14 protein-coding genes and 1 tRNA gene are annotated in these 11,644 nt (G+C 69.6%); 4 read left to right on the top strand and 11 right to left on the bottom strand.

The features are described from left to right. Window positions 1–29: 29 nt before the first annotated feature. Complete coding sequence (locus tag OVA17_RS02195; protein ID WP_267787880.1) at window positions 30–1,049, top strand: NADP-dependent oxidoreductase; 1,020 nt, start codon at window positions 30–32, stop codon at window positions 1,047–1,049. Window positions 1,050–1,051: 2 nt separating this feature from the next. On the opposite strand, the gene OVA17_RS02200 is transcribed toward OVA17_RS02195, so the two are convergent. Continuing rightward, window positions 1,052–1,939 (bottom strand): LysR family transcriptional regulator ArgP, encoded by an 888-nt coding sequence (locus OVA17_RS02200; RefSeq protein WP_267787881.1) that lies wholly within the window; start codon window positions 1,937–1,939, stop codon window positions 1,052–1,054. 70 nt (window positions 1,940–2,009) lie between these two features. Between OVA17_RS02200 and OVA17_RS02205 the strand changes: the two genes are divergently transcribed. Next, entirely contained in the window at window positions 2,010–2,669 is a 660-nt protein-coding gene (locus tag OVA17_RS02205; protein ID WP_267787883.1) for a LysE/ArgO family amino acid transporter, read from the top strand. 39 nt (window positions 2,670–2,708) lie between these two features. Then, entirely contained in the window at window positions 2,709–2,984 is a 276-nt protein-coding gene (locus OVA17_RS02210) for an acylphosphatase (RefSeq protein ID WP_267787885.1), read from the top strand. Window position 2,985: 1 nt separating this feature from the next. Here the strand turns inward: OVA17_RS02210 and OVA17_RS02215 are convergent, their stop codons facing one another. From OVA17_RS02215 to OVA17_RS02245, 7 genes are all read right to left on the bottom strand, one after another. Further along, window positions 2,986–4,029 (bottom strand): NAD(P)H-dependent flavin oxidoreductase, encoded by a 1,044-nt coding sequence (locus OVA17_RS02215; protein WP_267787886.1) that lies wholly within the window; start codon window positions 4,027–4,029, stop codon window positions 2,986–2,988. 24 nt (window positions 4,030–4,053) lie between these two features. Then, window positions 4,054–4,854 carry an amino acid ABC transporter ATP-binding protein gene (locus OVA17_RS02220; protein ID WP_324289907.1) on the bottom strand — a complete coding sequence of 267 codons (801 nt, stop codon included), beginning with the start codon at window positions 4,852–4,854 and terminating at the stop codon, window positions 4,054–4,056. Beyond that, entirely contained in the window at window positions 4,841–5,506 is a 666-nt protein-coding gene (locus tag OVA17_RS02225) for an amino acid ABC transporter permease (protein WP_267787888.1), read from the bottom strand. Before OVA17_RS02225 ends, OVA17_RS02220 begins: the two co-directional genes overlap by 14 nt. 87 nt (window positions 5,507–5,593) lie before the next feature. Beyond that, window positions 5,594–6,397, bottom strand: a complete 804-nt coding sequence (locus OVA17_RS02230; protein ID WP_267787890.1) for an amino acid ABC transporter substrate-binding protein — start codon at window positions 6,395–6,397, stop codon at window positions 5,594–5,596. A gap of 211 nt (window positions 6,398–6,608) precedes the next feature. Continuing rightward, a complete protein-coding gene (rplA, locus tag OVA17_RS02235) occupies window positions 6,609–7,301 on the bottom strand; it encodes a 50S ribosomal protein L1 (RefSeq protein WP_094734955.1) in 693 nt (230 codons plus the stop codon). A gap of 11 nt (window positions 7,302–7,312) precedes the next feature. Further along, window positions 7,313–7,744 (bottom strand): 50S ribosomal protein L11, encoded by a 432-nt coding sequence (rplK, locus tag OVA17_RS02240; protein WP_013585556.1) that lies wholly within the window; start codon window positions 7,742–7,744, stop codon window positions 7,313–7,315. Between the two features lie 163 nt (window positions 7,745–7,907). Beyond that, on the bottom strand, window positions 7,908–8,366 hold the full coding sequence (locus OVA17_RS02245) for a hypothetical protein (protein ID WP_267787895.1): 459 nt from the start codon (window positions 8,364–8,366) through the stop codon (window positions 7,908–7,910). Window positions 8,367–8,571: 205 nt separating this feature from the next. Between OVA17_RS02245 and OVA17_RS02250 the strand changes: the two genes are divergently transcribed. Next, window positions 8,572–9,531, top strand: coding sequence for a hypothetical protein (locus OVA17_RS02250; protein WP_267787897.1), 960 nt, complete (start codon window positions 8,572–8,574; stop codon window positions 9,529–9,531). 368 nt (window positions 9,532–9,899) lie between these two features. Here the strand turns inward: OVA17_RS02250 and nusG are convergent, their stop codons facing one another. The 3 genes from nusG to OVA17_RS02265 all read right to left on the bottom strand — a co-directional run bounded on the left by nusG (window position 9,900) and on the right by OVA17_RS02265 (window position 11,481). Further along, window positions 9,900–11,030: a transcription termination/antitermination protein NusG gene (gene nusG / locus OVA17_RS02255; RefSeq protein WP_267787898.1), complete on the bottom strand. Its 1,131-nt coding sequence runs from the start codon at window positions 11,028–11,030 to the stop codon at window positions 9,900–9,902. A 60-nt stretch (window positions 11,031–11,090) separates the two neighbouring features. Beyond that, entirely contained in the window at window positions 11,091–11,366 is a 276-nt protein-coding gene (gene secE / locus OVA17_RS02260) for a preprotein translocase subunit SecE (protein ID WP_210073325.1), read from the bottom strand. A 42-nt stretch (window positions 11,367–11,408) separates the two neighbouring features. Then, window positions 11,409–11,481 (bottom strand) — tRNA-Trp (locus tag OVA17_RS02265). Window positions 11,482–11,644: the final 163 nt, after the last annotated feature.

Raw genomic sequence — 11,644 nt, forward strand, 5'->3', positions numbered from 1 at the left:
GGACCGACCGCAGTGAGAGTGAGCGCCCGATGAGATTCCGATCGACGCGTCCCGAGACCGCCCTTCAGCCCGCTCCCCCGGTGCCGGACACGATGCGGGCGGTGGTGTTCGACGGCCCCGGAGACGCCGACGTCCTGCACCTCGCCGACGTCGAGGTTCCCACTCCCGTGCTGAGCGAGGTGCTCGTGCGGGTGGTCGCCGCTGGCGTCAACCCGATCGACGCGAAGACGCGTGCGGGGCGCGGCCTCTCCGGCGCCATCTCGGCGTGGCCGGCCGTGCTCGGTCTCGACGTGAGCGGCGTCGTCGTACGGGCGCCCTTCGACGCGCACCCGTTCCCCGTCGGCACCGAGGTCTACGGCATGGCCACCGTGCCGCGCACGAGCGGCTCGTACGCCGAGTACGTCGTCGTGCCGACCCTCTCCCTCGCCCGCAAGCCTTCGTCTCTGTCGCATGTCGAGGCGGCCGGCGTACCCGTGGCGGCCCTCACGGCCTGGGGGATCGTGGTCGAGACGGCCCTCGCGCATCAGGGCCAGCGCATCCTCGTGCACGCGGGCAGCGGGGGTGTCGGGCACTTCGCGGTGCAGTTCGCCGCGTACTTCGGCGCTCACGTGATCGCGACCGGATCTCCCCGCAACCTGGAGTGGCTTCGCGAGCTCGGCGCCGCCGAGGTGGTCGACTACACCTCGACCCGGTTCGAAGAGGTGGTGTCCGACGTCGACGTGGTCATCGACCTCATCGGCAACGTCTCCGACGACACCGGCACGCGCTCGCTCGAGGTGCTGCGCCCGGGGGGATTGCTCATCGAGGTGCCCACCGGGGCGTGGCCCGGCTTCCGCGAGGCCGCCGCGGAGCGCGGCATCCGCTCCACCGATTACAAGACGATCCCCGACGGCGGAGCTCTCTCCACGATCACCCGGCTGCTCGAGTCGGGAGCCGTGCGCGTGTACGTCGAGCACGTCTTCGAACTCGACGACGCCGCCGCCGCGCACACCGCGCTCGAGCGCGGGCACACGCGAGGAAAGATCGTGCTGAGCGTCAGCGACGACTGACCTCAACCGACCGCCAGCATCCGGCGCCCCTCGTCGACGATCTCGTCGGCCACCTCATCGAGCAGCGGCGAGGTGAGGTTCCACTGCTGCCAGTAGAGGGGAACATCGATCGGATCGTCGCCGAGGCGCACGAGCTCCCCCGCGCGCAGGGCTTGGCCCGATTGGAACCCCGGGAGCAATCCCCACCCCAGACCCAGTGCGACGGCCGTGGCGAAGTCCTGGGAGGCCGGAACCCGATGCCGCGGCGGAGCCGCTGCGGCCACCCCGCGGCGCGTCAGCCACTGGGTCTGCAAGTCGTCGCGCCGGTCGAAGTCGACCACCGGCGCTGAGCCGAGCGCCTCGGCATCGACCCCGTCGGCGAACCATCGATCGGCGAACGAGGCGGTCGCCACCGCCTCGTACCGGAGGACGCCGAGACGGCGCACGCGGCACCCGGCCACCGGGGCCTCGCGCGAAGTGACGGCGGCCATCACCGTCCCGGATTCGAGCAGCCCCGCCGTGAAGTCCTGATCGTCGCGATGGAGGTCGAAGACGACGGCCCGGCGCTGCGCGACCCGGGCCAGAGGCGGCAGGAACCACGTCGCGAGCGAGTCCGCGTTCACGGCGAGAGGGACGGATGCCACCGTCCCACCCTCCGCCCCGATCGCGGCGAGCGCGTCATGTTCGAGCAGAGCGAGCTGACGCGCCAGGCGCACCACGGCGTCGCCGGCTTCTGTGGCGCTGACGGGCTTGCTGCGCACGAGCACGACGCGGCCGAGCTGATCCTCGAGCGCGCGGATGCGCTGGCTCACCGCGGACGGTGTGATGTGCAGGCGACGGGCGGCGGCATCGAGGGTTCCCTCGTCGACGACGACGGCGAGGGTGCGAGCGAGATCGAGCGGGATCGACATGAAGGAATGCTAATGGTGCGCCAGAATCCTGAGCTGGTCTACGCCTCGACCACCCCCTAACGTCGAGTTCGTGCTCCCCTCCCTCCTCGCCGGTCTCGGCCTCGGCTTCTCCCTGATCGTCGCCATCGGCGCGCAGAACCTCTTCGTTCTGCGTCAGGGCGTCCGCCGTGAGCATCTGCTGGCCGTCGTGGCGGTCTGCGCGCTGTCGGACGCGGTCCTGATCCTGCTCGGGGTATCCGGTATCGGTCTGGTCCTGCAGGCGGTGCCGTGGCTCATCGTCGTCGTGAGGTGGGCGGGGGCGGCGTTCCTCGTCGGCTACGGTTTGCTCGCCGCGCGCCGCGCCCTGCGCCCGAGCGGCGCGACGCTGCACTTCGACGCCTCGGGATCCTCGCCCGCACCGCTCGCCGGGACGACGACGGTGCAGACCCGTCCGGCACGCACGACGCTCGCGGCGACGGTGCTGACGTGTCTGGCCCTCACCTGGCTCAATCCGCACGTGTACCTCGACACGGTCTTCCTCCTCGGGTCGGTGGCCTCGACGCACGGCGACGGACGCTGGGCGTTCGCGACGGGCGCGTGCGCGGCGAGCCTGTTGTGGTTCTCGGCCCTCGGCTACGGCGCACGCTTCCTCGGCCGCTGGCTCGATACCCCGCGCGCGTGGCGCCTGCTCGACGGGATCATCGCCGTGGTGATGTTCGCGATCGCCCTTTCGCTCGTGCTGCCGCACTGACCCACGACCCCGCGTCCCGTCGTCCGCAAGAATGGCCCGATGCGAACGGTGACGATGACGGTGAGCGGCCGCGTCCAGGGCGTCGGCTTCCGCTACACGATGCAGGCCGAGGCCCAGCGCCTCGGCGTCGACGGCTGGGTACGCAACCGCCTCGACGGGTCGGTGGAGGCGTTCCTCGCCGGGGACCCCGATGCGGTCGAGGGCGTGATCGCCTGGGCGCACGACGGCCCGGCCGGTGCCCGCGTCGACGATGTCGACGTCGTCGAGGGGACCGGGGAGTCCGCCTCCGGATTCGAGATCCGAGCCACCGCCTGAGTCAGGTCGGGAGACCGGCCTTCAACTCGTCGAGCACCTCGGCGGCGTCGTCGAGACGAGACAGCGCCGCCGCCTGACCCGCCCACAGCGACACCAGCTCGCCGTCGCCGTTCGCCGTCGCGGCGGCACGGAACACCCCGGTCAGCCAGTTCTGCGCCGGGAACGGGGCGATCATCCCCGCGGCCTCGAGCTCGCGCATCGCACGATTCGGGATGCCGCGTGCCAGCCGCCCGCTCATGGCGCGGGTGAGCACGGTCTCGGTGTCGACCGATCGCGCGATGGCGTCGCGGTGATCCCCGGTCGCCGCCGACTGGCGGGTGCGCAGGAACGCCGTTCCGACCTGCACACCGTCGGCCCCGAGAGCCAGGGCGGCCGCCACCCCGCGCCGGTCGGCGATCCCACCCGCGGCGATGACCGGGATGCCGACGGCATCGACGACCTGCGGCACGAGAGCGAAGGTCCCGACGAGCGACGCCGACGCTTCGCGGAGGAACGACACCCGATGCCCGCCGGCCTCCGATCCGGTGGCGACGACGGCATCGACCCCCGCCGCCTCGAGCGCGACGGCCTCGGCGACCGAGGTGGCAGTGCCGATCACACGGATGCCGCGGCCTCTCGCGGCGGCGAGGGTAGCGGCATCCGGAATCCCGAAGACGACGCTCAGCACCTCGGGCCGGGCCTCGAGCACGGCGCCGAGCTGGTCGGCGACGGACGGGAGGAACGCCGCCGGCGGGGCGGGGACCTCGACACCCGCTGCGGCGAAGAGCGGCGCCGCCGCATCGAGGAACGGCTGCACGTCCAGGTCGGCGGGGGTCACCTCGTCGCCGCGCGGCAGCCAGAGGTTCACGGCCACCGGTCGCGCGGTGGCGCCGCGCAGCTGCGACACCGTGTCGAGGATGCGCTCGGGCGTGTAGCCGTAGAGGCCGAACGAGCCGAGCCCGCCGCCCGTGCTCACCGCCGCCGTCAGGGCGACGGAGGAGAGCCCGCCGAAGGGGCCGAGCACGATCGGGACATCGATGCCGAACAGATCCTCGAGGCGGCCCATGCATCGACGCTACTGCGCGTGGGGCTACGTCGGGGTGTCCGAGGGGCCGGGGCCGTCGAGCGGGCGCAGCAGACGGTCGAGGAAACGCCGAGTGCGCTCCTTCTTCGGCTGACGCAACAGCTCGGACGGCGCACCGCGCTCGACGATGACCCCCTCGTCGAAGAACAGCACCTCGTCGGCGACCTCGCGCGCGAAGCCGAGCTCGTGCGTGACGATCACCATCGTCCAGCCTTCGTTCGCGAGCTCGCGCAAGACGGTGAGCACCTCGCCCACGAGCTCGGGGTCGAGCGCGCTGGTCGGCTCGTCGAACAGCAGGAGCGCCGGCTGCAGGGCCAGCGCACGGACGATGCCCACACGCTGCTGTTGGCCGCCGGAGAGCTCGGACGGATACGCGTCGCGCTTCTCCGACAGCCCGACGCGGGCGAGCAGGGTCTCGGCACGAGCGACGGCCTCGGCGCGAGGGACGCCGTGCGCCTGGATCGGCCCCTCGACGACGTTCTGGAGGACGGTGAGATGAGGGAAGAGATTGTGATGCTGGAACACCATCGCCGAGCGATCGCGCAGCCCGATACGGTCGGCCTTCGAGACCTTCTGCGAGAAGTCCACGACCGGACCCCCGTCGAACGCCACCACCCCGGCATCCGGGGTCTCGAGGCCGTTCAGGCAGCGCAGCACCGTGGTCTTGCCCGACCCGGAGGGACCGATCAGCACGAGCACGTCGCCGCGACGTACCTCGAGGTCGACACCGTCGAGGACGCGATTGGTGCCGAAATTCTTCTGCAGTCCCGAGACGGCGAGCAGCGGAGCGGCGTCAGTGGGCGACATGGCGGTCCAGCCTCTTTTCCAGGGCGTTCTGGCCGAACGACAGCACGAGGCAGAACAGCCAGTAGATGAGCGCGGCCTCGAGATACACCGCCATGAACTCGTACGAGAAGGCCGCAATCGCCTGTGCCTGGCGGAACAGCTCGGTCACGAGGATGAGGGATGCCAGCGAGCTGTCCTTCACGAGCGAGATGAACGTGTTCGACAGCGGCGGCACCGAGACGCGAGCCGCCTGAGGAAGGATGATGCGGGTCAGCGTCTTGCGGGGAGAGAGCCCCACCGTGTGCGCCGCCTCCCACTGCCCGCGAGGAACCGACAGGATCGCCGCACGGATGACCTCTGCCGCGTACCCGCCGACGTTCAGCGAGAACGCGATGACGGCTGCGGGGAAGGGATCGATCGTCAGTCCCAGCGACGGCAGACCGTAGAAGATCACGAACAGCTGCACCAGCAGAGGCGTTCCGCGGATGATCGAGATGTAGAACCGGGCGACGCCCGACAGCAACATGTTCCGCGACAGCCGCAACAGCGCCATCGCCAGCGCGATCACGAGACCGATCGCGAACGAGGCCAGGGACAGCGGGATCGTACCGGTGATTCCGGCCAGGACCATCGGCCAGAACGAATCGACGAGCAGGGTCCAGATGTCGTTCATGAGCCTCCTTCCTCACACGCGAGCGGATCATCCGCCCCCACGTTAGAGCGGGGAGGCGGATGATCCGCGGGGGTTTACACCAGCTGGTTACTTCGTGACGTCGGCGCCGAAGTACTTTTCGCTGATCGAGGCGAGAGTTCCGTCGGCGCGGAGTTCGTCGAGAGCTCCGTCCACGGCATCCGCCAGCTTGTCCTGACCCTTCTTGAAAGCGAACGCGCTCTCGGAGGAGTCCTCCGTGGTCGCGGCGATCTTCAGGCCGGTGGGGCTGTTGGTCTTCTCGTAATCGAGGTAGGTGAGCTGGTCGTTGACCGTGGCGTCCACACGCCCCTGCTTGAGCAGGGCGACCGCCTGTGCCCAGCCCTCGACGGCCTCGACCTGGGCGCCGCTCGAGGTCGCGAGCTCGTACCAGTTGCTCGTGAGCGACTGGGCGGTGGTCTTGCCCGACAGGTCGGCGAAGCTCGAGATGGCGTTGTCGCTGTCGGTCGTCACGATGACGCCGCGAGAGACGGTGTATGGCGAGCTGAAGGCGTACTTCTCCTGGCGCTCGGGGTTGATCGAGACCTGGTTGGCGATGACGTCGAAGCGACCGGCATCCAGGCCCGCGAAGATGGCGTCCCACTGGGTCTCCTGGAACTTCACCTGCAGACCGAGCTTGTCGGCGACGGCCTTCGCGATCTCGACGTCGAATCCGGTGAGCTCGCCCGCGCCCTCGTGGTACGAGAAGGGGCGGTAGGTGCCCTCGGTCGCCACCGTCAGCGTGCCGCCCGAGACGAGGCCGAGGTCGGATCCCGCGTCGGGGTCGGCCGCGGTGGAGCCGCCGCTGCAGGCGGTCAGCGCGAGGGCGCTCAGGCCCAGGGTGGCGGCGAGGACGGTCAAACGGCGACGGGGCATAGCTGTTCCTGACATGGGTGAGGACGGTGGAGGAGATCGCCGAAGGCGACCGGGAGGGCACGCGGTGCAGGCGTACCCTCCAGCAGAACACGCGCGGGCACGTACGTCTTCCCGCATGACGCCGTATTGCACGATCGTGCACCCGCGACACGCCCCGGGAACGCGAAAGCCCCGCCGACACGAGGTGCGGCGGGGCTTTCGGTGACGGATGTCAGACGATGACGTTGACGTCCAGCGGGATGCCGGGACCGAAGGTGGTCGAGACGGCGCCCTTCTGGATGTAACGACCCTTCGAGCTCGAGGGCTTGAGGCGGACGATCTCCTCGAGAGCGGCCTTGAGGTTCTCGTCGAGCTGCTCGGCCGAGAACGATGCCTTGCCGACGACGAAGTGCACGTTGGCGTGCTTGTCGACGCGGAACTCGATCTTTCCGCCCTTGATCTCCTCGACGGCCTTGGCCGGGTTGGGGGTCACGGTGCCGGTCTTGGGGTTCGGCATGAGGCCGCGGGGTCCGAGGACCTTACCGAGGCGACCGACCTGGCCCATGAGCTCGGGCGTCGAGACGGCGGCGTCGAACGACGTGTAGCCGGCCGCGACCTTCTCGATGAGCTCGGTGCCACCGACCTCGTCGGCGCCGGCGGCCAGAGCCGCCTCGGCCGCGGGGCCGTTGGCGAAGACGATGACGCGCGCGGTCTTACCCGTGCCGTGGGGGAGGATGACCGTGCCGCGGACCATCTGGTCTGCCTTACGGGGGTCGACCGAGAGCTTCAGCGCGACCTCGACGGTCGAGTCGAACTTCTTCGAGCCGGTCTCCTTCGCGAGGGCGACGGCCTCGGTCGGGGTGTAGAACGTGTCGGCCGCGATCTTCTCAGCTGCGGCGCGGAATGCCTTGGACTTGGTAGCCATTGTTATCTCCCTCAGTCCTCGACCGTGATGCCCATGGAACGGGCGGTGCCGGCGATGATCTTCGAGGCGGCCTCGATGTCGTTCGCGTTCAGGTCGGGCTGCTTCGTGGTGGCGATCTCGCGAACCTGGTCCTTGGTGAGCTTGCCCACCTTGACCGTGTGGGGCGTGGACGAACCCTTGGCCAGTCCAGCCGCCTTCTTGATGAGCTCCGCCGCCGGCGGGGTCTTCAGGATGAAGGTGAAGCTGCGGTCTTCGTAGACCGTGATCTCAACGGGGATCACGTTGCCGCGCTGGGCCTCGGTCGCCGCGTTGTAGGCCTTGCAGAACTCCATGATGTTGACGCCGTGCTGACCGAGCGCCGGACCGATCGGCGGTGCGGGGTTGGCCGCGCCTGCCTTGATCTGGAGCTTGATCAGGCCGGTCACCTTTTTCTTGGGTGCCATATCCTTTTCCTCTCTCGAGCGGAGGCCTCGCGGCTCCCTCTCTCCCGCACGCCCGGCGGTTCCGGGCAGCGGTCGTTGCGCACTGACGCACGCAACCTTGCCATTGTACGCGACGCCGGGCGTTTCGGCATCCGCGGCTCTTCCCGTCCTCGCCTCGCACCGCTCAACGCCCTCCCCGCCCGAGCGGATCCGGCCTCGGCCTCCGCCGGCCTCCCCGCACCCGCCACGCCCGCGCACTCGCCTCCCGGCACGCAGAAACGCGATCCGCCCGCAGAAACACGATGACAGCGCGTTTCTGCGGGCTGAGAGCGTTTCTGCGGGCTGGTCGCCCACCCGGGCCCGCTCCCCCTCGACCTGCGCGCCAGCCTCCGCCCACGACCACCGCGAGCGGCAGCGCCAGCACCAGCACCGGTGCCGGCACCAGCACCAGCACCAGCACCAACGCCAACGCCAACGCCAACGCCAGTACCAGTACCAGCACCAGCACCAGCACCAGGGGAAGCAACAGCACCAACGCCAGTACCGGCGGCAGCACCAGCACCAGCACCAGGGGAAGCAACAGCACCAACGCCAGTACCGGCGGCAGCACCAGCACCGGTGGCAGCACCGGTGCCGGCACCACGCATAAACGCGATCTGCGTGCAGAAACACCATGACAGCGCGTTTCTGCGCGCCAACGGTGTTTATGCGCGTGCGTGCCCCTGCGCCCGCACCCCGCGGCGATCACGGTGCCCCCGACACCCGCACGGCCCCGCCTACACCGGGGTCGCACGGGGGTTGTCCACAGCTCGCACACATGCTGTCCGCGAACCTGGCACCCTCACCGAATGGATGCCGTTCCCCGCACGCTGCGCGCGTCACCGACTCCCTTGATGTTCACCTCGGACACGCCACGGCCCGGACCACCGCTCTGGCGCGACGAATCCCTGGTTCGCGTGCGAACCGGCATCTACGCCGTCCGCGCCGCGTGGGACGCACTACCACCGTGGGATCGCTATCTCGCCCGCGTCCACGCCTTCGCACTGACGCGACCGGATGCCGTCTTCTCGCACGAATCGGCCGCGGCGCTGCTCGGGCTCCCCATCTTCGGTCACCCCCGCACCATCCACATCTTCGACGCACGCCGCGCGAAGTCGGTCAGGTACGGCGACGTCACCGTACACACCAGCCTCGATACGCGTCCCACATGCACGGTCGTCGGCATCGGCCTCACCGCGGTCGAAGACGTGGTCATCGATCTCTGCCGTGCGCTGCCTCCCGCGTTCGGCGTCGCGGTCGCCGACGCGGCGTTACGAGCTTTCGGCCTCGAGAGCGAGCGGTTACTCGAGCGCGCTGCTCTGCAGCGCAACGCGTACGGAGCACGGCGCATGCGTTGGGCGCTGACCCATGCCACGCCGCTGGCCGAGTCCCCGGCGGAGTCGATCAGCCGCGCGGTCATCGAGTGGTGCGGCTTTCCCTCGCCCCGGCTGCAGGTCGAGCACGACGTCGAAGGACGGATATTCCGATCGGACTTCTGCTGGCCGGAGCAGAACATCATCGGTGAGTGCGACGGGTGGCTGAAGTACGGCGGGGAGGATCCCGTCGCAGCGGCCGAGGCGGTCCGTGCGGAGAAGCGACGCGAGGACGCGCTCCGCCGAGAGGGGTGGCAGATCGCTCGATGGGACTACCCAGGCGCAGTGGGGGTAACCGCGCTGCGAAACGCCCTGACGGCAGCGGGACTGCGACAGGTGCGCCGCGCCGAGGTGGCCGCGCTGGCGTCGGTGGGCAGGAATGTCCGCTCGAAGTGATCCGCGCAAACGCGATCCGCGCGCAGAAACGCGATGACCACGCGTTTCTGCGCGCGCAGAGCGTTTCTGCGTGGGAACCAGGGCTCCGCCCGCCCACCCGCCGAGGTGCCCGCGCCGGCGCGGCGCGGTACGGCACAGCGCGGCACGGCGCAGCACGGCACAGCGCGGCACGGCGCAGCACGGCACAGCGCGGCACGGCGCAGCGCGGCACGGCGCAGCGCGGCACGGCGCAGCGCGGCACGGCGCAGCGCGGCACGGCGCGGCGCGGCACAGCGCAGCGCGGCACAGCACCGCGCAGCGCGGCGCCGGAGACGGCGAACGCCCCGCCGGACCGAGCCGAGCGGAGCGTTCGCGAAGACGCGGGGGCGTCAGATCATCTTGGTGACCTGGTCGAACGACAGCTCGACCGGGGTCTCGCGCTCGAAGAGCGACACGAGCACCGTGAGCTTGCCACTCTCGGGCTTGATCTCGCTGATCGTGCCGGGCAGACCCGCGAACGAGCCTTCCTTGATGGTGATCGTCTCGCCGGTCTCGAAGTCGACCTCGGCGGGGATGACGCGAGCCGTGGTGGCCGAGCCCTTGGCGGCGGCGCCCTTGACGGGGGCGGCCTCCTTGACCTCGACGAGGCTCTTCAGCATGTTGAAGGCCTCTTCGAAGCGCAGCGGGGTCGGGTTGTGGGCGTTGCCCACGAAGCCGGTGACACCGGGGGTGTGGCGAACGACCGACCAGGTGTCTTCGTTGAGGTCCATGCGCACCAGCACGTAGCCGGGGATGCGCACGCGGTTGACCATCTTGCGCTGGCCGTTCTTGATCTCGACGACGTCCTCCATGGGGACCTCGACCTGGTAGATGTCGTCCTCGACCTCGAGCGTCGACTTGCGCTGCTCGATGTTGGCCTTCACCTTGCGCTCGAACCCGGCGTAGGAGTGGATGACGAACCACTTACCGGGGAGCGAACGCAGCTCGGCGCGGAACGCCTCGTACGGGTCGGCGTCCTCGTCGGCGTCGACAACGATGCCGTCGACGTCGCTGGCGGCATCGGCGGGCGACTCGGCGGCCTCGGCCGCGTCGACCTCGCCCGCGGCAGCGGAGACCTCGTCGACGAAGTCCTCGTCGAGGACGGGAGCGTCGGGCTCTCCGTTCACGTCGGGACCGTCGTAGGGGGTGACCTCGTCAGCGGCTTCGGCGGCCTCTTCCGCCTGCTCCTCCGCGAGGGAGTCGTTCAGGACCTCGGCGGCGGCCTCGGCCTCGCTGGTCTCGTCGATCTCGAGAGCGTCGTTCACGATCGCGTCCGCCTCCGGGTCGGTGATGTCGATGTCGCCGAGGTCGGCGTCGTCGGTGTCGGTCTCGTCATCGACGATGTGGACCGCGGTGTGCTCGGCCGAGTCGGAGGCACGCTCCTGAGACGCGAGCACGTTGCCCTCCTGGGCTTCGTCGTCCTCGCTGGACTGCTCAGCGGCCGTCGCCCAGTCGGCGTCGTCGACATATCTTTCAGACACTGTGATCTCTTCCGTTCAGAGGCGGCCGCTCGTGGGGCCGCGCGTCCGCCCAGACGCCGGTCAGGCGCCGGCGGTACCGGGGACGCCGAAGACGGCGGTGGTGATCCACACGAACAACACGTCGAGGCCGTAGACGATCGCCATCATGACGACGACGAACCCGAGGACGACGGCGGTGAACTTGAAGAGCTCTTGCCGCGTCGGCGTGACGACCTTGCGCAGTTCCGCGAAGACCTGACGAATGAACAGGGCGATCCGCGCGAAGAAGTTGAGCTTCTTCTCGCGGGGCGCGCCGCGCTCGGCGACGATCTCGCCCTTCGCCTCGTCCTGCGTCATCGAACCACCTAGGTCTGTGTCTGTGCCAGCGTGCGCTGTGCGCAGGGCGGACAGGAATCGAACCTGCAACCTGCGGTTTTGGAGACCGCTGCTCTGCCAATTGAGCTACCGCCCTAAGATCCCGCGGGATCCAGGATGCGAAATCAACGCGCTTCCGCCCGGAATTCCTCGAGGAGGGATGCCGCACGCCCGGGGGCATGGCGAAAGAATGCAGATTTCGACTGCACTGCAAGTGTACGGCATCGGGCGCACCGCCGACGAACGGAGCCCCCGTGCGG

The organism is Microbacterium sp. SL75, assembly GCF_026625865.1.
Classification (GTDB): domain Bacteria; phylum Actinomycetota; class Actinomycetes; order Actinomycetales; family Microbacteriaceae; genus Microbacterium.

Excerpts from the sequence above, each read along its gene's own strand:
- OVA17_RS02195 (WP_267787880.1), top strand. The coding sequence starts at position 30 with ATGAGATTCCGATCGACGCGTCCCGAGACCGCCCTTCAGCCCGCTCCC.
- OVA17_RS02200 (WP_267787881.1), bottom strand. The coding sequence starts at position 1,939 with ATGTCGATCCCGCTCGATCTCGCTCGCACCCTCGCCGTCGTCGTCGAC.
- OVA17_RS02210 (WP_267787885.1), top strand. The coding sequence starts at position 2,709 with ATGCGAACGGTGACGATGACGGTGAGCGGCCGCGTCCAGGGCGTCGGC.
- OVA17_RS02215 (WP_267787886.1), bottom strand. The coding sequence starts at position 4,029 with ATGGGCCGCCTCGAGGATCTGTTCGGCATCGATGTCCCGATCGTGCTC.
- OVA17_RS02220 (WP_324289907.1), bottom strand. The coding sequence starts at position 4,854 with ATGTCGCCCACTGACGCCGCTCCGCTGCTCGCCGTCTCGGGACTGCAG.
- OVA17_RS02225 (WP_267787888.1), bottom strand. The coding sequence starts at position 5,506 with ATGAACGACATCTGGACCCTGCTCGTCGATTCGTTCTGGCCGATGGTC.
- OVA17_RS02230 (WP_267787890.1), bottom strand. The coding sequence starts at position 6,397 with ATGCCCCGTCGCCGTTTGACCGTCCTCGCCGCCACCCTGGGCCTGAGC.
- rplA (WP_094734955.1), bottom strand. The coding sequence starts at position 7,301 with ATGGCTACCAAGTCCAAGGCATTCCGCGCCGCAGCTGAGAAGATCGCG.
- rplK (WP_013585556.1), bottom strand. The coding sequence starts at position 7,744 with ATGGCACCCAAGAAAAAGGTGACCGGCCTGATCAAGCTCCAGATCAAG.
- OVA17_RS02250 (WP_267787897.1), top strand. The coding sequence starts at position 8,572 with ATGGATGCCGTTCCCCGCACGCTGCGCGCGTCACCGACTCCCTTGATG.
- secE (WP_210073325.1), bottom strand. The coding sequence starts at position 11,366 with ATGACGCAGGACGAGGCGAAGGGCGAGATCGTCGCCGAGCGCGGCGCG.